Annotated in this window: 19 protein-coding genes and 1 pseudogene; 13 read left to right on the top strand and 7 right to left on the bottom strand. The window is 72.9% G+C overall.

Annotation, left to right across the window (positions count from 1 at the left end; translation table 11 throughout):
- Positions 1 to 16: 16 nt before the first annotated feature.
- Positions 17 to 1,330 carry a SpoIID/LytB domain-containing protein gene (locus ACWAT2_RS17995; RefSeq protein ID WP_402377860.1) on the bottom strand — a complete coding sequence of 438 codons (1,314 nt, stop codon included), beginning with the start codon at positions 1,328 to 1,330 and terminating at the stop codon, positions 17 to 19.
- A gap of 102 nt (positions 1,331 to 1,432) precedes the next feature.
- Here ACWAT2_RS17995 and ACWAT2_RS17990 point away from each other — a divergent pair, with 102 nt between their 5' ends.
- Genes ACWAT2_RS17990 through glf form a run of 3 tightly spaced genes read left to right on the top strand, consistent with a single transcriptional unit; the run spans position 1,433 to position 6,289 of the window.
- Positions 1,433 to 3,262: a glycosyltransferase gene (locus ACWAT2_RS17990; protein ID WP_402377857.1), complete on the top strand. Its 1,830-nt coding sequence runs from the start codon at positions 1,433 to 1,435 to the stop codon at positions 3,260 to 3,262.
- A 10-nt stretch (positions 3,263 to 3,272) separates the two neighbouring features.
- A complete protein-coding gene (locus tag ACWAT2_RS17985) occupies positions 3,273 to 5,132 on the top strand; it encodes a glycosyltransferase (RefSeq protein ID WP_402377854.1) in 1,860 nt (619 codons plus the stop codon).
- 20 nt (positions 5,133 to 5,152) lie between these two features.
- Complete coding sequence (gene glf, locus ACWAT2_RS17980; protein WP_402377851.1) at positions 5,153 to 6,289, top strand: UDP-galactopyranose mutase; 1,137 nt, start codon at positions 5,153 to 5,155, stop codon at positions 6,287 to 6,289.
- A 63-nt stretch (positions 6,290 to 6,352) separates the two neighbouring features.
- Here glf and manA read toward each other — a convergent pair whose 3' ends face one another.
- Positions 6,353 to 7,585 (bottom strand): mannose-6-phosphate isomerase, class I, encoded by a 1,233-nt coding sequence (gene manA, locus ACWAT2_RS17975; protein ID WP_402377848.1) that lies wholly within the window; start codon positions 7,583 to 7,585, stop codon positions 6,353 to 6,355.
- 77 nt (positions 7,586 to 7,662) lie between these two features.
- On the opposite strand from manA, the gene ACWAT2_RS17970 reads away from it, so the two are divergent.
- Positions 7,663 to 8,439 (top strand): sulfotransferase family protein, encoded by a 777-nt coding sequence (locus ACWAT2_RS17970; RefSeq protein ID WP_402377845.1) that lies wholly within the window; start codon positions 7,663 to 7,665, stop codon positions 8,437 to 8,439.
- Here the strand turns inward: ACWAT2_RS17970 and ACWAT2_RS17965 are convergent.
- Positions 8,391 to 9,329 (bottom strand): hypothetical protein, encoded by a 939-nt coding sequence (locus ACWAT2_RS17965; protein WP_402377842.1) that lies wholly within the window; start codon positions 9,327 to 9,329, stop codon positions 8,391 to 8,393. The genes ACWAT2_RS17970 and ACWAT2_RS17965 overlap by 49 nt on opposite strands.
- Positions 9,326 to 10,204 carry a hypothetical protein gene (locus tag ACWAT2_RS17960; RefSeq protein ID WP_402377840.1) on the bottom strand — a complete coding sequence of 293 codons (879 nt, stop codon included), beginning with the start codon at positions 10,202 to 10,204 and terminating at the stop codon, positions 9,326 to 9,328. Before ACWAT2_RS17960 ends, ACWAT2_RS17965 begins: the two co-directional genes overlap by 4 nt.
- A gap of 73 nt (positions 10,205 to 10,277) precedes the next feature.
- On the opposite strand from ACWAT2_RS17960, the pseudogene ACWAT2_RS17955 reads away from it, so the two are divergent.
- The 5 genes and pseudogenes from ACWAT2_RS17955 to ACWAT2_RS17935 form a co-directional block, all read left to right on the top strand.
- Positions 10,278 to 11,516, top strand: a pseudogene (locus ACWAT2_RS17955) (cytidylyltransferase domain-containing protein); the annotation flags it as partial.
- Positions 11,517 to 11,627: 111 nt separating this feature from the next.
- On the top strand, positions 11,628 to 12,524 hold the full coding sequence (locus ACWAT2_RS17950) for an N-acetylneuraminate synthase family protein (RefSeq protein WP_402377912.1): 897 nt from the start codon (positions 11,628 to 11,630) through the stop codon (positions 12,522 to 12,524).
- Between the two features lie 46 nt (positions 12,525 to 12,570).
- The gene (locus ACWAT2_RS17945; protein ID WP_402377837.1) at positions 12,571 to 13,542 is read left to right on the top strand and encodes a glycosyltransferase family 2 protein; all 972 of its coding nucleotides are present in this window, start codon (positions 12,571 to 12,573) and stop codon (positions 13,540 to 13,542) included.
- Complete coding sequence (locus tag ACWAT2_RS17940) at positions 13,539 to 15,008, top strand: polysialyltransferase family glycosyltransferase (RefSeq protein WP_402377834.1); 1,470 nt, start codon at positions 13,539 to 13,541, stop codon at positions 15,006 to 15,008. Before ACWAT2_RS17945 ends, ACWAT2_RS17940 begins: the two co-directional genes overlap by 4 nt.
- Entirely contained in the window at positions 15,001 to 16,086 is a 1,086-nt protein-coding gene (locus ACWAT2_RS17935) for a glycosyltransferase family 2 protein (protein WP_402377831.1), read from the top strand. The genes ACWAT2_RS17940 and ACWAT2_RS17935 overlap by 8 nt, the downstream gene beginning before the upstream one ends.
- A 9-nt stretch (positions 16,087 to 16,095) precedes the next feature.
- Here ACWAT2_RS17935 and ACWAT2_RS17930 read toward each other — a convergent pair whose 3' ends face one another.
- Positions 16,096 to 17,337: a DUF6716 putative glycosyltransferase gene (locus ACWAT2_RS17930; protein WP_402377828.1), complete on the bottom strand. Its 1,242-nt coding sequence runs from the start codon at positions 17,335 to 17,337 to the stop codon at positions 16,096 to 16,098.
- The gene (locus ACWAT2_RS17925) at positions 17,334 to 18,386 is read right to left on the bottom strand and encodes a hypothetical protein (RefSeq protein WP_402377825.1); all 1,053 of its coding nucleotides are present in this window, start codon (positions 18,384 to 18,386) and stop codon (positions 17,334 to 17,336) included. The genes ACWAT2_RS17930 and ACWAT2_RS17925 overlap by 4 nt, the downstream gene beginning before the upstream one ends.
- Before the next feature lie 112 nt (positions 18,387 to 18,498).
- On the opposite strand from ACWAT2_RS17925, the gene ACWAT2_RS17920 reads away from it, so the two are divergent.
- On the top strand, positions 18,499 to 19,986 hold the full coding sequence (locus ACWAT2_RS17920) for a glycosyltransferase (protein WP_402377823.1): 1,488 nt from the start codon (positions 18,499 to 18,501) through the stop codon (positions 19,984 to 19,986).
- Between the two features lie 18 nt (positions 19,987 to 20,004).
- Positions 20,005 to 21,267, top strand: a complete 1,263-nt coding sequence (locus ACWAT2_RS17915; protein WP_402377821.1) for a CDP-glycerol glycerophosphotransferase family protein — start codon at positions 20,005 to 20,007, stop codon at positions 21,265 to 21,267.
- Here ACWAT2_RS17915 and ACWAT2_RS17910 read toward each other — a convergent pair.
- Positions 21,257 to 22,507 (bottom strand): CDP-glycerol glycerophosphotransferase family protein, encoded by a 1,251-nt coding sequence (locus ACWAT2_RS17910; protein WP_402377818.1) that lies wholly within the window; start codon positions 22,505 to 22,507, stop codon positions 21,257 to 21,259. The two genes, ACWAT2_RS17915 and ACWAT2_RS17910, sit on opposite strands and share 11 nt — an antisense overlap.
- Positions 22,508 to 22,660: 153 nt before the next feature.
- On the opposite strand from ACWAT2_RS17910, the gene ACWAT2_RS17905 reads away from it, so the two are divergent.
- Together ACWAT2_RS17905 and ACWAT2_RS17900 are read left to right on the top strand one after the other, a co-directional pair.
- Positions 22,661 to 23,668 (top strand): ABC transporter permease, encoded by a 1,008-nt coding sequence (locus ACWAT2_RS17905; protein ID WP_402377815.1) that lies wholly within the window; start codon positions 22,661 to 22,663, stop codon positions 23,666 to 23,668.
- Positions 23,661 to 24,034: ATP-binding cassette domain-containing protein (locus ACWAT2_RS17900; protein ID WP_402377813.1), on the top strand; the 374-nt coding region annotated here is incomplete at its 3' end. The genes ACWAT2_RS17905 and ACWAT2_RS17900, both read left to right, overlap by 8 nt.

The following is a 24,034-nucleotide window of genomic DNA, read 5'->3' as shown; positions in this document are numbered from 1 at the left end:
GGGTGTCAGGTGAACGTCATGAGCCCCTGATCTTCGTGATCCACGACGCGGGCATGCTGCCGTGCGTCGTCGCGCGGCCCACCCACGAGCGCATCTGGTCCGCCTTGCCGGACAGCGTCGCCGTGCGCCCGTTGGGCTGGGTCGCCGTGAGGGTGCGCACCTGACCGCTGGACCACTTGCGGGTGACCTTGATCGAGGCGACCTTGTTGAGCCCGAAGAGGCTGCGGGCCTGCTTCTGGGTGATGGTCCGCGTCCACGAGGCGTAGGAGTTCCCGGGCGCGCGCAGGCTGTACGGGTCGTTGACGCTGCGCTCGTAGGACAGCCTGGAGGACCACACGTCCTCGGAGTTGCCGGTACGGCCGCCGCTCGAGGAGAAGTAGTGGGCCGCGACGGGCCGACCTCCCACCTGCAGCACCCGTGCTCGAGTCTTGCCCTTCGTCGTCTTGTCGACCGCCTTGGTCCAGACCGCGCCGTAGCGGCCGCCGGACCCCTCGTTCTCCTTGTTCCAACCCGTGTAGTGCTGGTCGCGGACGTCGTCGACGATGTGGCAGCGGCACGTGGACTTGCCGTCGTGCTTGGAGATCGCGTACGACCGGGCGGTCATGGCCTGCGCGCGGAGCGCGGTGCCGCCGCCGTTGAGTCCCCAGGACGACGGCATCTCGGCGATGCCGTACAGGTACTCGGTGTTGAGCAGCACGTCGTTGGTGATGTTCGGCGTCATCTTCCGGTTGACGATCGTGAGCCGCCCGTGCCGGTAGGAGCCGTGCGCGCCGTCGATCGTCGCGACGGCCTTCTTGCCGTGCGAGCGCCAGTAGTTGGTGCCTGACCACTGGACGCGCATCATGTCGCCCTTGTAGACCTTGCCGCCGACCTTGACGCGCACGGCGCCACGGTTGCCGATACGGACCTTCATGGTGACCTTGCCGCTGCCCTGGGCGACGGTGCCCTTGCCCGGCTTCTTGACGCGCCAGTCGCCGCCCGAGACTCTGACCCAGGTGGTGCGCCCGGAGTCGCCGTAGCCGGAGAAGTTGTACGGGTCGGGACCGTGGACCTGCACCCGGATGCGCTTCGGCGTCTTGGTGTACGGCGCCTTCGCCCCCTTGTAGTAGTGCTTCAGGATCTTGATGCCGCCGTATCCCTGCCGGGACAGCTCGTAGGCCCCGTACTGGCTCATCCCGACGCCGTGACCGTATCCGGAACCGGACACGGTGAACTTGTCGGGCGCGTCCGCGGCCGATGCCGGCGCGCTCGCGGCGACCCCTCCGGCGGCTGCGACGAGCAGTGCGGTCAGCACGGAGACCGTGCGGTGGTACCAACGACGTCGTTGCATGGTGTGAACCCCCTGTGTTTACTGTGCCTCAGGGGTCTATGCACAGCATCTCGAGATCACCGCGCACCGGTGCGTGGAGGGAGAGCCAGTAGGCTCGCCGTCGTGCATCTCGCCCACCGTCTGATCCTCTCCGACCTGCCCGCGCGGCGACCGCTGACCGTCGAGGACGGTCCCGGTGTGCTCGACGGGGGCGCGCTGCACGTGCCGCCCGGCGCCACGCAGGGTCTGGGCACCTACCTGAACGGCTTCCCGGGTTCCTACTGGGCCCGGTGGACCGGTGCGACGCGGGCACGGATCCGCCTCGAGGTCTCCGGCGAGGGCACCTTGCGGCTGCTGCGGTCGGACGCCGAGGGGCGGGTCAGCGAGGTCGCCTCCGGCCCGGTCGACGAGCCGCTCGAGGCGGACCTCTCGCCGGACGGCGGCTGGGTGTGGTGCGAGGTGAGCGCCGCGGCCGACGACGGCGCGACCGCAGGTGGCGTCGTCGTCGGCGGGGGTGGGTGGTCCGTCGACGTGCCGCCCCGGCGCGACGGCGAGGTGCTCCTGTCGATCACCACGATGGACAAGCCCGACTACTGCGTGGCGACGCTGGCGACGCTTGCCGGGTCGGCCGAGCTGACCGCGGCCGACGTCCGGGTGCAGGTCGTGGACCAGGGCACCCGCAAGGTCGCGGACCATCCGGGCTTCGGGGACGTCGCGGCAGCGCTCGGGGACCGGCTGCGGATCGTCGACCAGCCGAACCTCGGGGGTTCGGGCGGCTTCTCGCGCGGGATGCTGGAGACGCTCGACGCCGGCGCCGACGCCGTGCTGATCTGCGACGACGACGTCGAGGTGGAGCCGGAGGCGTTGCTCCGGGCCGTCCGGTTCCACCGGTCCGCAACCACGCCGGTGGTGGTGGGCGGGCACATGCTCGACCTCGCCCGGCCCACGGTGCTGAACTCCTTCAGCGAGGTGATCCACCGCCGTATCTTCAACTGGGGCCCGCCGGTCATGGAGCACCAGTGGCACGATCTCGCCGGTGGCCTGCGTGCGACGCCGTGGTTGCACGCGCGCGCCGAGTCGGACTTCAACGGTTGGTGGATGTGCCTCATCCCGGCGGCCGCGCTGCGCGAGGTCGGGCTCAGCATGCCGCTGTTCCTCAAGTGGGACGACGCCGAGTTCTCGCTGCGCGCCGGGGAGGCGGGCTTCCCCACGGTCTCCCTGCCGGGCGCCTGCCTGTGGCACATGGCCTGGACCGAGAAGGACGACTCCGTCGAGTGGCAGGCGTACCTGCACGTGCGCAACCGGGTGATCACCGCGCTGCTGCACGCCCGAAGGGCCGGGCTGCTGCCGGCGGCCCTCCTCGCGACCGACCTCAAGCTGCTGCTGGCGATGCGCTACTACCCGGTCGACCTGCACGTCCGCGCCCTGCGCGAGGTCTTCTCCGGCCCTGGCCGCCTGCACCCGGAGCTCGGCTCCGTCGTCGCGCAGGTGCGTGCCGTCGGTGCCGAGCACCCGGAGACGGCCCGGCACGGCGCAGGCGACCCGGCCTTCGACACGGTCGCGGGGACGACGGCGGCACCCCGCACGGGTGCGCGGCCCTCCGGCGCGCCGGCGCTCGCCGCGTTCGTGGTGCGCGGCGTGCTGCGGACCCTGCGGCCCGTGACCGCAGCGGGGCGCGAGGCACCCACCGCGGCCCTCCGGCGCACGGACGCCGGCTGGTGGCAGGTGCCCTCCCACGACTCGGTGCTGGTGCTCGACGCCGACGGCACCAGCGGCGTGTGGTTGCGCCGCGACCGCCGCAGGTTCTGGCGCCTGGCGGGGGCCGCCGTCGTCGCTCACGTCCGCCTGGCGACGCGCTGGCGTTCGCTCGCCCGCACGTGGCGTGCGGCAGCCCCCCACCTGGTCTCCCCGCAGACCTGGCGGGCGGACTTCGCACCTGGTCACGACGACTAGGATGTTCCGGATGTCCGCCCCCGTAGTCGTCGCCGTCGTCGTGTCGTACAACCGAGCTGAGCTGCTCGGTGCAGCGCTCGACGCCCTGGGCGACCAGAACCGCCCCGTGGATCGCATCGTCGTCGTGGACAACGCCTCGACCGACGATGCGCTCGCCGTCGCACGGCAGCACGCCACGGCCCCGCACGTCGTCGCGCTGGCCCGGAACACCGGGGGAGCAGGGGGGTTCGGTGTCGGCATCGCGACGGCCGTGGCCGAGCTGGGCGCCGACCTGGTGTGGGTCATGGACGACGACACGATCCCGACGCCCACCGCGCTGTCCGCCCTGCTCGCCGCGCGTGACGCCTACGACGGCGAGGTCGCGGCGCTCTGCAGCCGGGTCGTGTGGACCGACGGCTCCGACCACCCCATGAACACGCCGCGCCGTCGCCCGGGCGCGAGCACCGCCGAGGTCGAGCGGGCGCAGGCGGCCGGCGCGATCCCGGTCCGCTCGATGTCCTTCGTGTCGATGATGATCGACACCGCGGCCGTGCAGCGCTCCGGGCTGCCCGTGACCGACTACTTCATCTGGAACGACGACTTCGAGTACGCGACGCGTCTGCTGCGGCACCGCGTCGGGCTCTCCGTGCCCGGCAGCGTGGTCGAGCACCGCACCAAGAAGCTCGGGGCGACGGATGCGGACCCGGGGCCGCGCTTCTACTACGAGGTGCGCAACAAGATCTGGATGTTCTCGCGCTCCGAGGCGCTGTCCGTCCGCGAGCGCGTGCTGTACGGCGGCTCGACGGTGCGGCGGTGGCTGCGGACGTTCCTGCGCTCCAGCGACCGGCGCACCCTCGCCGGGGCCGGCTGGCGAGGGTTCTGGCACGGGATCACCCGGGCGCCGCGCCCGGACACGGAGGTGCTCTCCGGCGTCGGCCCTGCGGCGCTCACCGTCGCCCGGCTCCAGGCGGGCGCGTCGCTCCCGGCACCCGTGCCCGTGCGTCGCACCGCGGCGTCCACCGGCAGCTTCGGTACCGGCGAGCCGCTCGACGACCAGCGCTTCTCCGTGCTGCTGCCGGTGTACCGCGGCGACGACGCCGCGCACCTCGAGCGCGGGTTCCGCAGCGCGACCGTCGACCAGACGCTGCGTCCCGACGAGATCGTCGTCGTGCGCGACGGACCCGTGGGCGAGGAGATCGCGGCGGTGCTCGAGCGGTTGCCGGAGCTGACCGACGTCCCGGTCACCGTCGTCCCGCTGCCCCACAACCTGGGCCTGGCGCGGGCGCTGGAGGAAGGTCTCGCCGTCTGCCGCCACGAGATCGTGGCACGCGCGGACGCCGACGACATCTCGCTGCCCGAACGGTTCGCGGTGCAGGTGCCGCTCGTGGCGAAGGGCTACGACATCGTCGGCTCGGCCATCTGGGAGTTCGAGGAGGACGAGGACGAGCGCGGCATGGTCCGGGTCCCGCCTTCCGGCGAGGGCATCGCCCAGGCCGCCCGGTTCCGCGACCCGTTCAACCACCCCTCCGTGGTCTACCGCAGGTCCGCCGTCGCCGCCGTCGGGGGGTACCAGCACCTGGACCTCATGGAGGACTACCTGCTGTTCGCGCGGATGCTCGCCGCCGGTGCGCACGCCCAGAACGTCGCCGATCCGCTGGTGCTCTACCGGGTCGGGGCGGGCGCCTACGCCCGTCGGGGCGGACGGCGGCTGCTCGCCTCCGAGCTGGCGCTGCAGCGGACCCTGCACGACGAGGGCTTCGTGTCCACGCCGCAGATGGTGCGCAACGTCGTCGTGCGGGCGGGCTACCGGCTCGTCCCGCAGCGCGTGCGCCAGGCCGGCTACCGCCGCTACACGCGCAAGCGCGGCGGCTACGTCCCCGACGACCTCTAGAAACCTTCAGGAGATTGACCATGAACGCCGACCTCGTCGTCGTCGGGACCGGGTTCTACGGTCTCACCGTGGCCGAGCGGATGGCTGCCGCCGGCCGCCGCGTGCTGATGATCGACCGCCGGGACCACCTCGGGGGCAACGCGTACTCGGAGGACGACCCGACCACCGGCATCGAGGTGCACCGCTACGGGGCGCACCTGTTCCACACCTCGAACGAGCGGGTGTGGGAGTACGCCAACCGGTTCACCGACTTCACGGGGTACCAGCACCGGGTGTACACCACGCACCGGGGCGAGGTGTTCCCCATGCCGATCAACCTGGGGACCATCAATCAGTTCTTCCGGTCGGCGTACGGGCCGGAGGCGGCGCGCGAGCTGGTGCGCGAGCAGGCGGCCGAGCTGGGCGACAAGGAGCCGGAGAACCTCGACGAGCAGGGGGTGCGCCTCATCGGCCGCCCGCTCTACGAGGCGTTCATCCGCGACTACACCGCCAAGCAGTGGCAGACCGACCCGCGGGAGCTCCCGGCGTCGGTGATCTCGCGGCTGCCGGTGCGGTACACCTACGACAACCGTTACTTCTCGGACCGCCACGAGGGCCTGCCCGTCGACGGGTACACGGCGTGGCTCGAGCGGATGGCGGACCACCCGAACATCGAGGTGCGGCTGTCCACGGACTTCTTCGACACCTCGCAGCCGGTCCACGCCGGTGCCGTGGTGGGCCAGGTGCCGGTGGTCTACACCGGGCCGGTCGACCGGTACTTCGACTACGCGGAGGGCGAGCTGTCCTGGCGGACGCTGGACTTCGAGACGGAGGTGCTCGACGTCGGCGACTTCCAGGGCACCACGGTGATGAACTATGCCGACGCCGAGGTGCCGTACACCCGGATCCACGAGTTCCGGCACTTCCACCCCGAGCGCGACTACCCGCGCGACAAGACCGTCATCATGCGGGAGTTCTCGCGGTTCGCCGCCCGCGAGGACGAGCCGTACTACCCGGTGAACACCCCGGAGGACAGGGCGCGGCTGCTGCGCTACCGCGAGCTGATGCGCGGTGAGGCGGACGTGCACTTCGGGGGCCGGCTGGGCACGTACCAGTACCTCGACATGCACATGGCGATCGGCGCGGCCCTGTCGCTGGTGGACAACCACCTCACCTGACCCCTCCCACTCCTGTTGCCGTTCGGCCGCCGGGGAGGATCACGCCGCAGGGTGGGGCGGGGGTCAGGGGACCCAGGCGCAGACGAGGTGCGCGGCGCCGTCGGCCGTGACGGGCCCGGCGGCGTCGGGCACCAGGCAGGACTCGCCGCGGCGCAGCTCCACCTCGCCCGCGTCCGTCAGCAGCCGCACCACGCCGTCCAGCACGAGCACGATCCGCGGACCGTCGGGGGCGAGGGCCACCGGTTCGGCCGGGTGGACGTCGGCGGTCATGAGGGCGAACTCGGAGACCGGCGCCCGATAGCTCGTCACGAGGCTCTCGTTCCCGGCGACGACGGTGTCCGGCCGCACCGGCGGTCGCGGGGCGAACGCCGCGCACTCGACGAGCGCGTCCGCGTCGACGTGCTTCGTCGTCAGACCGGCGCGCAGCACGTTGTCCGAGGCCGCCATGATCTCCATGCCGAGCCCGGAGAGGTACGCGTGCACCTCGCCGGCCGGGACGAACATCGCCTCGCCCGGCTCGAGCGACACCCGGTTGAGGAGCAGCGAGGCGACGGCACCGGGGTCACCGGGGTGCTCGGCGTCGAGCTGCAGCACGGTCGCGTCCGCGCGGGCCGACGGCGAGGCGTGCGCGGCGCGGTCCCGCACGGACGCGACGGTGGCCGCGACGTCGGCCGCGCAGCCGGGCGCCGACCGTGCCGCGACGACCAGCTCCATGGCAGCCCGCAGCCCGGCGGCGGACCGGGTGCCCTCCAGCGCACCGCGGACCCGGGAGACGAGCTGGCCGTCCAGGCCGTCGAGCAGCTCGAGGACGGCGCGCGGGCTGCGGAAGCCGGCCAGCCCTTCGAACGCGGTGAGGGCGACGAGCATCTCTGGCTTGTGCTCGGTGTCGTGGAACGAGCGGTGCGGCGCCCCGGCGGGCAGCCCGGCACGCGTCTCGCGGTGGTAGCCGGCCCGCGCCGCGTGCGGCCGGGGGTGCACCTGCAACGACAGCGCGCGACGCGCGGCGAGAACCTTCAGCAGGTACGGCAGGCGGGGACCGAAGCGGTCCGCGACGCGCCGGCCGAGCACCGCGGTGGGCGCGTCGGCGACCAGCTCCGCCACGGACGCGCCGGTGCCGAGCCGTGACGGGGCGGACGGGTGCGCCCCCAGCCACAGCTCGGCCGCGGGCCGGCCGTCGCGGGGGAGGCCCAGCAGGCCTTGGATGTGGTCGTGGGAACCCCAGTCGTACGGTTGGACCGTGTTGTCGAGCCGGTGGGTGGCGGCGAGATCGACAATTGTTGTTGGTGAGGTGTTCATCGGTGATTCATCGACTTTCCGCGCGGAGATGTGATTCACTCGGCGCTCGATCCTCGCGCCGACCGACCGGAGAATTCGTGCACGCCTTCCATTCCTTGGCCTATCTCGACGTGGAGAAGTCTGGTTCCACCTACGTCTCGCACTTCTTGCGCGATTTCCTGGACGACGACGAGGTGGCGTTCCGCAAGCACGTCGAGCTGGAGGACCGTCCGCCGTCGGGCCGCGTCCACGTGATCTCCGTGCGCGACCCGCTGGACACCTACCTCTCGCTGTACTCGTACGGCTGCCAGGGCCGGGGCGGGCTCGCGGGGACCGTCCGGGAGGCCGGTCTGGGTCACCTCTACGACGGGACCGCCGACGGTTTCGACCGCTGGCTCGACGTCGTCCTCGACCCGGCGTACGCCCCGGCGCTCAACCCGCGCACGTACCACCGCTCGGGCGTCGCGCCGCACACGGGGCTGCTGTCGTTCCGGGTGGCGCGGCTGTCGAGCCCGCGCGCGATGCGCTGGATCCGCCGGGCCGCCTCCGCGGAGGACTTCGTCGCGCGGTACCGCCGCCACACCGTGGTCGACGTGGTGCTGCGCAACGAGTCGCTCACCGAGGACCTCGAGGCGCTCGTCCTGCGCGAGGACCTGGCGTGGCGCCCGTCGCGCGAGGCGGCGCTGGAGGCGCTGCGGGCCCAGCGTCGCCTGAACACGAGCCGACGCCTCGACGACGACGGTGCCTTCGAGGTCCCCGCGGACGCCCGGTCGCGCGTCGTCGCCCGGGAGCGGCTGCTCACGGAGGTCTTCGGGTACGACGGCGGTCATCTCAGCTCCACCAGCGAGCCGACCGCGGCGAGGTCGTCGGTGTAGCGCTCGGCCAGCTCGGCGGCGGTCCCGGCGTCCAGGAACGATGCCGGGACGTCGCCGGGCGCCGGGTGCCGGCCGAGCGCGTCCGTGACGAACCGGTGGAACGCCGCCCGCTCGTCCGCACCGTGCAGCAGCGGCAGCACCTCGAGGGAGAGGTCGGCCATGCGCTGCGTGTAGCGGGTGTTGGTGCGTCGGGAGGCCTCGTCACCGATCTCGACGCCGGTCGCGCCGAGCCGGTCGAGCGCGTCGGTGACGATCTGCCCGACGAGCGGTCGGTGGCCGGTGCGGTCGCGGTCGTAGTCGTAGACGGTGACGTGCTCCGCCCCGAAGACGCGCACGAGCTCCTCGACGACGCCACGCCAGGACATGGTCGCGACGACGCGGTCGGCCAGCTCGTCGAAGCGCACGATCTTGCCGTGCTTGAGCTGCTGCTGGTAGGCGGACTCGAGGAAGTCGCCGTAGCCGCGCACGGTGAACTGCACGTGCCGGGGGACGCCCTCGGTGGCGCGGGCGACGCCCTCGAGGTTCTCGGTGATCCGCGGGTACAGGCCGGGCATGCCGGGGGCGAACGCCGGGCCGGTGTTGGACTCGCAGGAGTAGAACAGCCTCGGCGCCCGGGTGGTGCGCCAGGCGGACGTCAGGAAGTCGCGCAGGTTGTCGTCGGCGCCGGGGCGGGTGACGTCGTACCAGCCGCCCAGCGCGGCTCGGATCTCGGGCTGCGTGGTGCGGGTGACGACGCCGGCGGCCGCGAGCTCGGCCGTGTGCTCACGGCACCAGGACTGCACGGCGGTGGTGCCGGTCTTCTGGGACCCGAGGTGCAGCACGACCTGCCGGCCGGGCGGCAGGGGGCGCCGCGCGGTGACGGCGCCGCGGAGCCGCTGGACGATGGTCATCGGACCTCCACGATGTCGCGCAGCCGGGCCAGGTCGGCCTCGTCGCGGGCGGCCAGCTCGGCCTCCTGGGCGGGCGTCAGGGGATGGGCCGGCGTGCCGCCGTCGTCCACCTGCCGGTCCACGAACCGGGTGAGGGCGCTGCGTTCGTCGTGGGAGCGCAGGTGCGGCAGTGCGGCGAGCGCGACCTCGATCTGGCGTGCGCTCCAGTGCGCCTCGGGCTCGCCCGCGACGTCCGCGAGCGGCAGGTCGTCGGCCCGGCCGGTCAGGTGGTCGAGCGCGGCGGTCAGCACGGAGCGTCCGACGGCGGCGGTCGCCTTCGGGGGGTCGCCTGCGGTGCGCACGGTGGTCGCGTCGTGCACGCTCACCCGGTCGGCGCCGACGGCGTCCACGAGGCATTCGACGAGCGGGACCCAGCTCTGCCCCTCGAGCGTGGACCGGTAGGTGTCGAGGTCGACGACGTGGCCGTGCCGCACGGCGGCGACCCATGCCGCCGTGACGACGTCGGCGTGGGCGGCGACGGTCAGCTGGACGCCCCACGGCACGCCGGTGAGTGCTGCGGCCAGCCCGTCGACGCCGGCCGCAGCGTACGGGTACAGGGTCCCGCCGCGGGGCAGGTAGGCCGGCCCGAGCGGGGCCGTGGAGGAGAACAGCACGGGTCCGTCGGCGGTGAGGTGCTCGCGCAGCCGGTCGCGGCCCTTGTCGGATCGCCAGTCGAGACCGGGGACGGCATCGCGCAGCGCGGACCAGGACGTCCGGGCGGACACGTGGTGCGCGGCGAGCGCTCCACGGTGCGTACCGCACCACTCGCGCACGGCGCGCACCGTCGGGCGGTGCGTGCCGAGATGGACGGCCACCGCGGGGGGCGCCTCGGGCATTGTTCGGGCTCCTTCGTGCCGGGTCGTGGACGCTGGAAGGCTAGCCCTTCGATACGCCTGAAGTGACATCTTCATGGCGTGGGAACGCATTGTGCGACAGATAGTGGAAAGTGTTCACCAACGGGTCACGGAGAGTTCTTCGACAGTTTCCGGGATATGGCCGGGTGCGCTGCTTTCGGCTCATAGTGTCGCCGCCATGAACGAATCCGTGCTCGTCGTCGTCCCCGCCCGTGGCGGTTCGGCCGGCGTGCCGCTGAAGAACCTGCAGCGGGTCGGGGGCAGCTCCCTGGTGGCCCGCGCGGTGCGCTCGGCGGCCACCGCACCGGTGGTGACCGACGTCGTCGTCTCCACCGACCATGCCGAGATCGCCCGCGAGGCCGGCCGGCACGGTGCCCGGGTGGTCGAACGTCCCGCTGACCTGTCGGGAGCCACCGCCAGCTCGGAGTCGGCGGTGCTGCACGTCCTCGACGCGCTCGCGGCCGACGGCGTCCCCGAGCCCGCCGTCACCGTGCTGCTGCAGGCGACCAGCCCGTTCGTCGACCCGGCCGACCTCGACGGTGCGGTGCGCCAGGTGCTCGACGGTGCCCACGACGTCGTCGTCGCGGTGGCACCTACCCACGACTTCCAGTGGCGGACGGGCCCGGACGGGCCGGTCCCGGTCGGTCACACGACCGACCACCGGCCCCGCCGGCAGGACCGGGCGCCGCACTACCGCGAGACCGGCGCGTTCTACGTGATGCGCACGGCGGGGCTGCGGGAGCACGGCACGCGGTTCTTCGGGTCGGTCGGCCTGCAGCCGGTGGCCGCCGAGTGGGCGGTCGAGATCGACGAGCCCCGCGACCTCTGGCTCTCCCGCGTGCTCCTCGACCAACCCACCGGCGCCGAGCGTCGAGGTTCGGACCGTACTGCGCCCGCAGAACGGTCCCGACCTCGACACTCGGCACCGGAGGGGATGGACGTGGATGCGCTCGTCACCGACTTCGACGGCGTGCACACCGACGACGGCGTCTACGTCTCCCAGGACGGCGTCGAGCAGGTGCGGGTGCACCGCGGCGACGGCCTCGGCGTCGGCCACCTGCGCGCCGCCGGCATCCCGCTGCTCATCCTGTCCAAGGAGACCAACCCGGTCGTGACCGCCCGGGCGCGCAAGCTCGCCGTCGACGTCCTGCAGGGCGTCGACGACAAGGCCACGGCACTGCGCGACTGGTGCGCCGCCAACCGGCTCGACCCCGACCGGGTCGCCTACGTCGGCAACGACGTCAACGACCTCCCTGCCCTGCGCGTCGTCGGCTGGCCTGTGGCCGTCGCCGACGCCCACCCCGACGTGCTCGCCGCCGCGCGGGTCGTCACCGAAGCGCGCGGCGGCCACGGGGCCGTCCGCGAGATCTGCGACCGCATCACCACCCACCGGAAGGACCCCGTCATGACCGCCACCTCCACCGCCCCGGCCCAGCCCGTCCACATCGGCGAGCACGCCGTGGGCACCGGCGAGCCCGTGTACGTGATCGGGGAGATCGGCATCAACCACAACGGTGACGTCGAGATCGCCAAGCAGCTCATCGACGTCGCGGTGGCCGCCGGCTGCCAGGCAGTGAAGTTCCAGAAGCGCACCCCGGAGATCTCCACCCCGAAGGACCAGCGGGACAAGATCCGCCAGACGCCGTGGGGCGAGATGACGTACCTGGAGTACAAGTACAAGGTCGAGTTCGAGCACGAGCAGTACTCCGAGATCGACCAGTACGCCAAGGCGCAGGGCGTGCAGTGGTTCGCCTCCCCGTGGGACGTGCCCTCGGTCGGCTTCCTCGAGGAGTTCGGGGTGCCGACGCACAAGATCGCCTCGGCGTCCGTGACCGACCACGAGCTCCTGCGGGCGCTCGCGGACACCGGCAAGCCGCTCATCCTGTCGACCGGCATGTCGACGCTGGAGCAGATCGACGCGGCCGTGGAGATCCTCGGCACCGACGGTCTGGTCATCCTGCACTCCACCTCGACCTACCCGCTGCCGCCCGAGGAGGCCAACCTGCGCACCATCGGCACGCTGCAGGAGCGGTACGGCGTGCCCGTCGGCTACTCCGGCCACGAGACCGGCCTGCAGATCTCCCTGGCGGCCGTCGCGCTCGGGGCCGTCGCCGTCGAGCGGCACATCACGCTGGACCGCGCGATGTGGGGCTCGGACCACGCCGCGTCGCTCGAGCCGAAGGGCCTCACCAACCTCGTGCGCGACATCCGCATCCTCCAGGACGCGCTGGGCGACGGCGAGAAGAAGGTCATGCCGGGCGAGCTGGCCCCGATGTCGCGCCTGCGCCGCATCGACGCCTGAGCACGCCCGGAGACCGACCGCTCGAAGCACGGAGGACGCCGCACGCATGACCGTCTCACGACCGCAGGTGTCCGTCGTCGTCCCCGCACGGGACGCCGGCGGGCACCTGCCCGATGCCCTGGGGAGCCTGCAGCGCCAGGACCTCGACCTGCGCGACCTGGAGGTCGTGGTCGTGGACGACGGCTCCACCGACGACACGCTCGCGGTCCTGGAGGAGGCCTCCGCCCGGCTCCCGCTCCTGCGCTGGGTGCACCACGGCGCGCCGCAGGGCGTGTCGGCGGCGCGCAACCGGGGCATCCGGGAGTCGCGCGGTCGCTGGGTGACGTTCCTGGACCCTGACGACTGGTACTTCCCCGGGCACCTCGCCGCGATGCTCGACGCCGCCGAGCGGCACGACGTCGACTTCCTCGTGTGCGACCAGGTGCAGGCGTACGGCAACGAGCGCCGCCGGGTGCGGGCGCCCGAGCCCCGGCGGCACGTACCGCTCGACCCGCGCACCGGGATCATGCCCACCTCGCGGTCGACGATGGTCAACTACGTCCAGGTCTCCTCCCGGTTCCTCTCCCGCCGGGTGGTCGACGACGGCCTGGCCGTCTTCGACGAGCAGCTCCCGACGGCGGAGGACCGGGAGTGGGCGTGGCGCCTGCTCCTCGGCACCCACCGGTACGCCGTGGTGGACGCGCCGGGCTACGTCTACCGGCGGGCCGTCACGGGCTCGCTCACCGACGTGGGGGACGCCCGTCAGCTCGGGTTCCTCGAGGCCTACGACACGGTGCTGGAGCGCCTCCGGCGGGACGGCCTGGACGCCTACGAGCCCAAGGTGCTGCGCGACGTCCTCGCCGTGCTGCACCACCATGTGGCTCGCCGCAGGGCCTACGCGGACGACGTGTGGCACGCGATGACCGCCCGTGCCCGGCAGCTCGTGGGGCGGTTCGACAAGCAGGTCGTCACCCAGCAGGTCGCGGCGCTCGGCCCGGAGCGCGTGCGAGCCGTCCGCAAGCAGGGGGTGCCGCTGTGAGCGACGTGACCACGCAGGTCGTGACCGCCTCCACGCTGTTCGGTGCGGCCACGGTCGCCGCGGCGTGGGACGCGGGCGTGCTGCCCCGGCGCGAGCGGACCGTCCTGGTCGTGCAGCACAACGTCCCGGCGCCCGAGACCACCGACGACTTCACCACCGGTCCCGCCTTCGCGGCGCTCGCCGACCGGTTCGACGCCGTCGTCGCCTGGAACGACGTGGTGACGCCGTACCACCCCAAGGAGTGGAAGCCGCGGCCGGCGGACGTGCCGCTGTGGGAGCGGCTGCTGCGCGAGCGGTGGGGCCTCGGCGACGGTCCCCTGGAGATCGTCGGGGAGTCCGTGGCCACCCCGCCGACCGGCGCGCTGGTCGCGATCTTCTCCTCGGCCGCCGTCAGCGTGTACGCCGACGGCCTCATGGTCTACGGCCCGACACGCTTCGACCTGCGGCACGACGTCGGCGGTCGTGTCGAGCGGCTGCTGCACCTCGACCTGCTGCCGGGCGTGCGCCCGACGCTGCTCGCCGAGTGGGACGTCCCCGGGGTCGTCGTGCCCGCCGAGTCGTTCCGCAAGATCGTCGGTGCGCTCACCGAGCAGGCCGTCGCGGCCGACGTCGCTCGCGCGGAGCGAGAGGGACCGACGAACGGGCACTCCGCCGTCGTGCCCCGAGCGCTCGCCGAGCGGCTGCCCGAGGCCGGGTCGTACGCCCTGCTGCTGGGCCAGTACATGGCGGCGATCGGGCTGGTCAGCGACGCCGAGGAGGCCGCGCTGCACCGCCGGATGGTCCAGACGGCCGCCGATCGCGGGTTCACCCGGGTGCTGCTCAAGCCGCACCCGTCGGCCCCTCGGCAGGGCACCGCGGAACTGGTCGAGCACGCGCGCACCCTGGGGGTCGAGCTGGAGGTGGCCCCGGCCGCGGTGCTGGCCGAGTCCCTGTACGGCGAGTCGGCGCCCGGGCTGGTCGTGTCGTGCTTCTCGACGGCGCTCGCGACGGCCCGCGCCCTGTACGGCGTGCCCACGCAGAACGTCGGTACCCGCATGCTGCTCGAACGTCTCGAGCCGTACCCCAACTCCAACCGGGTGCCGGCCGTGGCGATCGACGCGCTCGGCCGGTCCGGAGGCCGGTGGGAGGACGCCGCCGCGATGCAGCGGCTGGTCCGCGCGGTCTCCTACTGCCAGCAGCCACAGCTCCTGGCGCGCTTCCGCGACGAGACCGCCGACCTGCTGCGCGAGCTCGACGACGCGAGCCTGCGGCTGTGGTTCCGTCGCAAGCGGCTCACCGCGCTGGGCCTCCCGGGCGGGTTGCCCGTGCCGCGCTGGCGCTCGCCGCGGGTCGTCGCCGTGGTGGACGCCGCGGACCGGCGGCTCCTGGGCGGGCGCCTGCGGCGGCTCGTGCGACGCCGGTACGCCGGGGCAGGCGACGACCTGCGGGCAGCCGTCGGTTCGGTGAAGGGCGAGATGGATGGCTGAGCCCGACGAGACGGTCACCCTGCAGCAGGCCGGCGAGCCGGCACCGACGTGCGGGGTGACCGTCGTCGCGTGCGTGCGGGACGAGGAGGCCTATCTCGCGGCGGCGGTCGGGTCGGTGCTGGCGCAGGACCACGAGGGCGACCTCCGCCTCGTGCTCGCGGTGGGTCCGTCGGACGACGCGACGGCAACGATCGCCGCCGCCCTCGCCGGCCAGGACGACCGCGTCACGGTGGTGGACAACCCGACGGGGTCACGCTCGATCGGTCTGAACCTGGCGATCGAGCACGGCGCGGGCGCCGAGGTGTCGGCCGACCACGCCGTCGTCGTCCGGGTGGACGGGCACACCGAGCTGCCGCCGGACTACGTGCGGCGGTGCGTCGGGCTGCTCCGGGCGACCGGCGCCGTGGGCGTGGGCGGCGTGATGACGCCCGTGGGCGTCGGTACGGTCCAGGCGGCGGCGGCTCGCGCGATGAGCCACCCGGCCGGCATCGGGCCTGCGTCGTTCCACACGGGTGGCCGCGCCGGCCCGGCGGAGACGGTCTACCTCGGAGCGTTCCGCCGCAGCGCGGTGCAGGCCGTGGGCGGCTACGACCCGACGCTGTTCCGGGCCGAGGACTGGGACCTGTGCCTGCGGCTGCGCCGGGCGGGCGGCCTGCTCTGGTTCGACCCGTCGCTGGTCGTGGAGTACCGCCCGCGCCGCACGCTGAGGGCCGTGGCGAAGCAGTTCTGGCGCACGGGCATGTGGCGCCGCGAGGTCGTGCGGCGCGATCCTTCCACGGCGGGCCTGCGCTACCTCGCGCCGCCGGTGCTGGTGATGTTCCTCGGCCTGTCGCTGCTGCTGGTCGCCTGCGGCGCCGCCGTCGGGTCGGCCCTCGTGCTGGGTGCGGGCCTCGCGGTGCCCGTGACCTACCTGCTGGGCGTGCTGGTCGCGGCGGGCCACGCGGCGTCACGCCGACCGGCCCTGCGCGGAAAGGTGGCGCTGACGCTGCCGGTCGTGCTCGTGGTGATGCACGTGTGCTGGGGGGCCGGGTTCGTGCGCGGCCTGACGGCGCGGGCCGCCGCGGACCACCGAGCCTGACGCCCGGTCTCAGCGGGTGAGGCGGGCGGAGAGCGCCACGGGGAGCGCCGAGCGCGTGGTCGACCACAGGTACCGCGGCCACGACCAGGGCACGACGGCGTCCCGCGCCTCGAGGGTCCCGGTCCGGGCCTGCTCGGCGAGCGCGCGCACGGCCGGTCCCAGGTCGTCGCCGCGGTGCAGGTACCCGTCCTCGCACCACGCGGGGTCGGGGGTCGGTCCGCCGGCGCGCAGGACGGCGGCGACCTCGTCCAGCCGGTACAGGCACCCGGACCCGAGGTACGCCTCGTTGAGCTGTTCGCGGCCCACCCCGAAGTCGGCGAGGAAGACCGTCGGCAAGCCGCGCGCGAGCGACTCCAGCCCGGCCGTCGAGCTGACGGTCAGCAGAGCCGTGCCGGGGGTGAGGTGGTCGGACATCGGGCCGACGGCGAAGCCCACCTCGTCGGCGGACCTGCCGAGCCGCCGGTGCTCGGCCGTCCACAGCACGTCGAGCGGGTGGGGCTCGTTGTGCGTCTGGCGCTCGCCCGCGCGTGCCCGCAGCTTGACCGTGATCTTGTAGCCGTCGTCGGCGAGGCGCGCCAGCCCGTCGAGCAGCCGGACCCGCTGGTCGCGGGTGGCCGGCACCTTGGCCTGCGCGGCCACGACCACGCGGTGCGGGGTCCCCGGGACGCGTCGTGGCGACGTGCGCGACGGCGTGCCCGACGGCGGAGCACCGGCAGGGGCGGCGTGATCGGCCGCCGCGTCGAGGAACGGCAGCCGGGACAGCACGACGTGCGGGGCGGCGCCGTGCCGGGCGAACGCGGCACGGTAGGGATCGGCCTCGTGGCGGCCGTGCACCACGAACGCGTCGGCCCAACGGCGCCACCCGGTGCCGTGCGGCGTGGCCGGCAGCGCCATCCCGGGCAGCCCGGTCACCAGCGCCGGGCGCCGTCCGGACCGTGTGGCCCGCAGCACACGTCGTGCCACGAGCTCGGCGACCGGCCCGGTCGCCGCGATGAGCACGACGTCGGGCCGGTGGGTGGCCGCGAGCCGGCCGACCGCTCCGGGGGACAGCACCGCCGGAGTGGTCAGTCCCGTACCGGCGACCGCCGCGCGCGCCTGCTCGGGAGTCGGGGCCAGGGGTGAGCGGACCACGACGGCGACCGGCTCGACCGCCGGGGTGCCGCCGTCGTCCCGGAGCCGGGCGAGGCTCCACGCCGCCCACTTGAGGTAGGAGTCGGAGTCGGCGACCGCGAGGACACGCAGGCCCGTCATGCGACGGAGCGGCTGCGCGGTCCCGACCGGTGCTCGGCACGGGACCCAGGCTCGCCGACGCCCCGCTCGGCCGCGGCACGTGCGAGGTCCGCGGCCACGCCGAGGTGCTCACGCAGCGCTGGGGTGGCGCGCTCCGTCCACCACGAGTCGGGCACGTCCTGCGGCAGCACGCCGACACCGCGGGGCACCAGCAGGCGCGTGAGGGTCACGGCCGACGTGGAGGGCAGGGAGACCACCCGCTGGTCGGCGCCGAGCCCGCGCAGGCGGATCTCGACCGGCGCGCCGGGGGAGTCGACCTGGACCCCGGGCAGCCGTTCGAACAGGGCCGTGACCAGGGGGTCGTGGCGACGGTGCGGGATGTAGCGGACCGGGCCGTCGGCGGCGAGGCCCGCCAGCCAGGCGGCGTACTGGTCGGCGTGCACGAGCCGGTCGGCGACCAGGCCGGAACCGACCACGACCGTCGGCTCGTCGATCGTGGCCGGTGCAGCGGCGTCGGGCCGGGAGGCGAGCCACTCGAAGGCGTGCGCGACGACATCGACGCCGAGGGCGCCCAGAGCGTCGGCCAGGTCGTCGTCCAGGGGCAGCATGGTGCACACGGTCAGCCGACCGGCTCGCGCCAGGCGGCGCAGCCTCCGCGTCGTCACCGCACCGAGGGTGTACCGCAGCGGACCCGCCGGGGTGGACAGGCGCACCATCGGCTCGCCGTCGACGAGCCGCCGGGCCATGTCGAGCGTCGCCAGGCCGTCGTCGACCACCACGATGCGACCCGGGGCGCCGGCGCGTGCCAGCGCGGTCTGGAAGACCCCGGAGAACGGGTCGCCGACCAGGTGCACGGGACCGTCGCCGAACGCCCGGCCCGGCGGCCCCACGGTGACGTCGAGGCCGTCGGGCAGCCCGAGGTCGCGCAGGGCACCGACGGCGATCGCGAGCGTGGGGACGTCGGACCGCGCCACGATCCGGCCGCGCGTCGCGGACGGTGTGACGTGCCCGGCGGCATGCGCCTCGACGGCGCACAGCAGCTGCAGCGGGGACTCGACCAGTGCGCTCACGCCCTCAGGGAAGCACGGAGGTGCGACGCTGCGGTGGCCAGCGGGTTGAGCCGGGATGAACACGGCGCTCGGGTCGGTGCTGCCGGGTGTCGTCCGCCACTACGATGGAGCGGTGCCCAGAACCTCCGGACGCCGCACGGACGCCACGTTCCCGCAGGGAAGCTACGCCGCCGCCACCTGGTCGATCCCCTCCGCCTACGGCGGTATGACGTCGGCGCTCCTGCGCCGGTCACGGACCTTCGTCGAGGAAGCGGGGGTGTCGGTCCGGATCTTGACCTTCTCCGCCACGCTCGACGTCGAGTCGATGCAGGCCAGGCTCATCGAGCGCGGTGAGCTGATCCCGGGCGTCACCCTGCACAACGTCTGGGAGGACGTCCGCGCACTGCCCGACGACCGGGTCGCGCCGAAGCCCGGCGCCGTGCCGACGGCCCGCCCGCAGGGAGAGCCCGGGGAGCGCGTGCGCGTCGAGGAGGACGAGGACGGCAACTCGCTGCGGGAGCTGCACTTCCGCAGGGACGGCACGCTCGCGGCGGTCGACGAGCGACACGACACCGGACGGCAGGTCACGTTGTACACCCGGGACGGGCGCGAGGGCCGCTCGTGGGGCTCCGTCTGGGCCGTGTACCGGATGTGGATCGACCACGTGCTCCCCGAGGAGCCCGCCCACGTCGTCGTCGACAGCAAGTCGCTGACGAAGTTCTTCGCCAGCCTCCGGCGGCCGGGCGTGTACACGGCGCAGCTCGTGCACGGGGCGCACCTGACGGCCGGTGCGACGGACCCGCACGGACCGCTCTCGCGGACCCGGGCGCCGCTCATCGAGCACGTCGACGACTTCGACGCGATCGTGTTCCTCACCGAGGGGCAACGGCGCGACGTGCTGGACCGGGTCGGGTCGCGCGACAACACCTTCGTCATCCCCAACAGCACCGAGCTTCCGCCGGGCAGCGACCCCACGCGAGCCGACCGTCTGGCCGGCGCCATGCTCGCCAGCCTGAACGGCCGCAAGCGCGTCCCGCACGCGATCCGAGGCGTGCAGCGGGCGGCCGCCCGGACGGGGCTCGACATCACCCTCGACGTCTACGGCGACGGACCTGATCGCGAGAAGCTGGAGCGGATCGCCGCCAAGGTCCCCGGAGTGACGATGCGCGGGTTCGTCCGGGGCGCCGCCGAACGGCTCGCCGACGCGTCGTTCCTGGTGCTGACGAGCCGTGCCGAAGGGCTCCCGCTCGTCTTCGCCGAGGCGATGGCACGAGGTTGTGTCCCCATCGCGTACGACATCCGCTACGGCCCGGCGGACATCATCACCGACGGCGTGGATGGGTTCCTCGTGCCGCAGGGCGACATCGACGCCCTGGCCGAGGCGATCGAACGGTTCGTCACGCTGGACGATGCCGCGATGGAGAGCATGCGACGTGCCGCGATGACGACGGCGCAGAAGTACGCCGCACCTGCCGTCGTGGCGCGATGGGCGGACGTCTTCGCGGACATCGAGCGTCGCCGTCCGCGGCCGGCGACGTCGCCGGCACCGGTGTCGGCACCGTCGGCCGAGCGCAACCTGGTGCGGCGCATGGCCGGTATGCTGCGGCGCGCCCCCCGCTGAACCGACCTCAGGAGACCCATGCCCGCCACCCCTCGTGGTGCCACGTTCCGCCGTCGGATCCGGTCTGCCGGCGGTCAGGTCATCCGCCGGTTCGGCCTGCTGCCGGCCGGGACGCCCGACGGTCGCGGCGAGGACGCGGCGCTGCTCGGCACGTCCTGGCCCTACGAGGTGCTGGTGTACTTCGCGGACACCCCGGAAGCGCTCTACCAGCTCGAGCAGTGGTACGAGGCGTTGCGGGCGCTCGACGCCGAGCACCCCGTCGTGGTCGTCACGCGGGACTCGCGCACGGCTGCCGCGGTGCGGCGCGACTCCGGCCTGGCCGTCCGCACGGTGGCGCACTACACGACGCTCGACGACGTCCTGGGTCGCTCGACGACCAGGCTGGCGCTGTACGTGAACCACAATCCCGAGAACTTCACGTGCCTCCGGTTCGGGAGCCTCGTCCACGCCTCGCTCATGCACGGTGACAGCGACAAGGTCGTCACGGTGTCGAACCAGACCAAGGCCTACGACTTTTCCTTCGTCGCGGGTCAGGCCGCCGTCGAGCGGATGGCACGCTTCAGCACGCTCTACGACGCCCACGCGCGCTGCGTGCCGGTCGGGCGCCCTCAGCTCGACGGTCAGCTGCGGCTCCGCTCGGAGACGGAGCGGGGACCGGTGCCGACGATCCTCTACGCGCCGACGTGGGAGGGCGGCCAGCCGTCCGCCGAGTACGGCTCGGTGGCCACCCACGGTCTGCGCCTGGTCCGGACCCTCGTGGAGTCAGGGCGCTACCGGGTGGTGTACCGCCCGCACCCCCTGACCGGCGTGCGTGACGCGGCGTACGGTGACGCCGACGCGGCGATCCGGGAGTACCTGGGCTCGGTGCCGGCACCGGCGGGAGCGAAGCCGCACGCCACCGACACCCACCGGGACGTGGGACCGGCCTTCGCCGACGCGGACCTGCTCGTGTGCGACGTCTCGGGCGTCGCGATGGACTGGCTCGCGACGGGGGCGCCGATCGTCGTCACCCGGCCCGCGGGTGCGGCGATGATCGCCACGAGCCCGCTGCTCGACCTGGCGCCGGCACTGCCCGTGGAAGGGCTTGAGCAGCTTCTCGAGCTCGTCGACCGGGAGGTGCGCGACGACCCGAGCCGCAGCGAACGGCTGCGGTTGCGCGAGCACTACCTCGGCGACACGACGCCGGGAGCGGCGACGCGCCGGTTCGTGGCGGCGTGCGAGGACCTCATGGCCGTCCGAGACCGGGAGGTCGCGCGCATCGAGCGCGAGCTCAGTCGCTGAGGATCAGGGCGTCCCGACGGTCCACGCAGCCGACGACGAAGTCCAGGAATCGACGGCTGCTCTCGCCTCGCGCGAAGCCGAAGTAGTGGTCGCGCATGCCGGCTCGGGCCTCGTGACGGGGGTCGTCCGCCAGGTTCGCCGCGAGGAGTGCCGTGAGGTCGGCGACGGACTCGTCGTCGACGACGTCCACGGCCCCGGCGATCGGGGCGTCGGCAAGAAGGCGCTCGCGGTCGGAGCGCCGGTCGGTGAGCACGATCGGTGCGTCCGGGCGCAGGTACAGGAAGTCGAGGCCTACCGAGGAGATGTCGGTGACCAGGAGGTCCACGCCGTCGAAGAGCCCGAGGATGTTCTCCTCGAAGGGCATGGCGTGACCGGCGGCAGGGTCCTGGTCGGCGAGCAGCCGCCTGATCGTGGCGTGGGCTGCCGCCACCGCCTTGTCGTCGGTCGTCAGCACGCGCGGGTGGGGCTTGTAGATCACCCGCACGTCGTCACGGGCGAGCAGGGTGCGGACGATCGCCACCCCGTAGCGGTCGAGCGACGTGTAGTTGTTGGCGTCGTCCTCGCCCGACCAGGTCGGTGCGTACAGCACCGTCCGTCGGCCGGCGACCGGGGCGAGCACCGGCTCGACCTGCAGGTCGAGCTGCGGACGGCCGCACACCTCGAGGCGTTCGAGGTCGAAGCCGATCAGTGCTCGCTGGTGCCGCTCCACGGCCGCCTGACCCGCCACCACGACGTGGTCGTACGCCTTGGCCTGGTTGGAGACCATCGAGATCTTGTCCGACTCGCCGTGGTTGACGTGGATGTGCAGACCCCGCTGGTAGATGAGCGACTGGAAGTTCCGCATGCCGTTGTTGACGTAGATGACCGCCTTGGCGTCGATCTGGTCGTAGATGCGCCGGAGCCCGTCGAGCTTGCGCGTGAAGAGCACCGGCAGGCTGGTGGAGTCGCGCAGCAGCGTGGTCGTGCCCCAGTTCCGGCTGACGATCGCGAGCGGGCGGTGCTGCGCCAGCTGCTCGAGGACAGGCAACCACTGCTGGATCTGGTAGGCCAGCTCGGGCGGGTCGGCGAAGTAGACGACGACCGGATAGCGGGGCAGCTCGTCGAGCTCGGGGTCGAAGAGCGGAGGCTCACCCACCACCGACTGCCGGACGAGGCGGTTCGCCAGGCTGCCGACCTTGAGCAGGAGGCGGCCGAGGTGTTCACGGCCTCGATCGACGGGCGAGCGGCGCGGAGAGCTCACGGGGGACATCCGTTCCTTCCTGAGGGGGGGCAGGGTGCCGATGGCACACCGAGTATTCCACGCAGGCGGCGTCGGCCACCGACGGCGCCACGGTACGATCGACGGGGCCGGAAGACCACGGCCGCACCTCCCAAGGACAGGTAAGAAACCTTCGTGACCACCGACATCACCTCAGGGGCCACCTCTGGTGACCGTGGGACACCGGACCGCCCCGAGGGGCGGCCCAGCCCGCCGGAGCCACCCGAACCGATCACTCCCGGCATGTCGTCGGCCGAGCGGCGGGCGCTCGCCGACCAGTACGGCCTGACGAAGATGGGCGTGAGACCACCGCTGTGGTCCTACGTCAAGGACGTCGCCTCGCGGTGGGCCTTCATCCGGGTGCTCGGCACGGCGACCGCGTACGCCAAGAACCAGAACACCTACCTCGGGCAGCTCTGGGCGATCCTCAACCCGGTGCTCAACGCCGCGGTCTACGTGATCATCTTCGGTCTGATCCTGCGGACGAGCCGCGGTGTCGAGAACACGATCGCGTTCATCGTGATCGGCATCTTCCTGTTCCGCTTCGTCGAGCAGTCCGTCAACGGCGGCGCGCAGTCGATCAACAAGCGCACCAACCTGATCCGGTCGCTGCACTTCCCCCGCGCGGTGCTGCCGATCTCGAACGTGGTGTCGCACCTCGCCACACTCCTGCCGGCGCTGGTCGTCATGGGGATCATCGTGCTCGCGTCGGGATTGCTGCCCGACTACGACACCGTGCACATCACCTGGGAGTGGCTGCTCCTCGTCCCGGCCGTCGCACTCATGTGGGTGTTCAACATGGGGCTCGCCTTCATCATGGCGCGCGCCGTGGCCATCACGCCGGACCTGGACAACATCATCTCGTTCGTCCTGCGCTTCGCCATGTACGGCTCGGGAGTGATCTTCCCGCTGGCGCACTACGTCGGCAGGCTCCCGGAGTCGGTGCAGGTCTGGTTGGAGCCGGTGCTCACCTACCAGCCGATCGCCGTCTACCTGTATCTGGGGCGCTCGTCCATGATGGAGGAGGAGGCGTTCGTCCAGGAACCGATCATGTGGATCCTCGGGGTCGTCTGGGCGGTCGTGTTCTTCGTGGTGGGCTTCATCATCTTCTGGCGTGGCGAAGAGAGGTACGGACGTGACTGAGGACGTGAGCGAGGCCGACGCCCACCTCGACTTCGACATGGAGCTCGAGGAGGACGACGCCGGTCAGCACGCGGAGAGCATCCCGCTCGGAGACCCGTGCCTGGTGGTGGACGACCTGCACATCGTCTTCCGGGTGTTCGGAGGCAAGCAGCGGGCGCGGGCGCAGCGCTCGGGCGTGCCTGTCGAGAAGGCCGAGCCGGTCCGGCGCAGCCTGGTCAAGCGGCTGCTCGGGGCGGGGCGTCAGCACGTCGGTGCGGTCAGCGAGGTCCACGCCGTGCGCGGGGTGTCGTTCACCGCACGCCACGGCGAGTCCATCGGGATCGTCGGGATCAACGGCTCCGGCAAGTCCACCCTGCTACGCGCCAT

Source organism: Isoptericola sp. GX10416, assembly GCF_056590155.1.
Note: the sequence above shows the minus strand (reverse complement) of the source record. Positions and strands in the feature narration are given on the sequence as shown.

Excerpts from the sequence above, each read along its gene's own strand:
- ACWAT2_RS17995 (WP_402377860.1), bottom strand. The coding sequence starts at position 1,330 with ATGCAACGACGTCGTTGGTACCACCGCACGGTCTCCGTGCTGACCGCA.
- ACWAT2_RS17985 (WP_402377854.1), top strand. The coding sequence starts at position 3,273 with ATGTCCGCCCCCGTAGTCGTCGCCGTCGTCGTGTCGTACAACCGAGCT.
- glf (WP_402377851.1), top strand. The coding sequence starts at position 5,153 with ATGAACGCCGACCTCGTCGTCGTCGGGACCGGGTTCTACGGTCTCACC.
- manA (WP_402377848.1), bottom strand. The coding sequence starts at position 7,585 with ATGAACACCTCACCAACAACAATTGTCGATCTCGCCGCCACCCACCGG.
- ACWAT2_RS17965 (WP_402377842.1), bottom strand. The coding sequence starts at position 9,329 with ATGACCATCGTCCAGCGGCTCCGCGGCGCCGTCACCGCGCGGCGCCCC.
- ACWAT2_RS17960 (WP_402377840.1), bottom strand. The coding sequence starts at position 10,204 with ATGCCCGAGGCGCCCCCCGCGGTGGCCGTCCATCTCGGCACGCACCGC.
- ACWAT2_RS17950 (WP_402377912.1), top strand. The coding sequence starts at position 11,628 with ATGACCGCCACCTCCACCGCCCCGGCCCAGCCCGTCCACATCGGCGAG.
- ACWAT2_RS17945 (WP_402377837.1), top strand. The coding sequence starts at position 12,571 with ATGACCGTCTCACGACCGCAGGTGTCCGTCGTCGTCCCCGCACGGGAC.
- ACWAT2_RS17935 (WP_402377831.1), top strand. The coding sequence starts at position 15,001 with ATGGCTGAGCCCGACGAGACGGTCACCCTGCAGCAGGCCGGCGAGCCG.
- ACWAT2_RS17930 (WP_402377828.1), bottom strand. The coding sequence starts at position 17,337 with ATGACGGGCCTGCGTGTCCTCGCGGTCGCCGACTCCGACTCCTACCTC.
- ACWAT2_RS17915 (WP_402377821.1), top strand. The coding sequence starts at position 20,005 with ATGCCCGCCACCCCTCGTGGTGCCACGTTCCGCCGTCGGATCCGGTCT.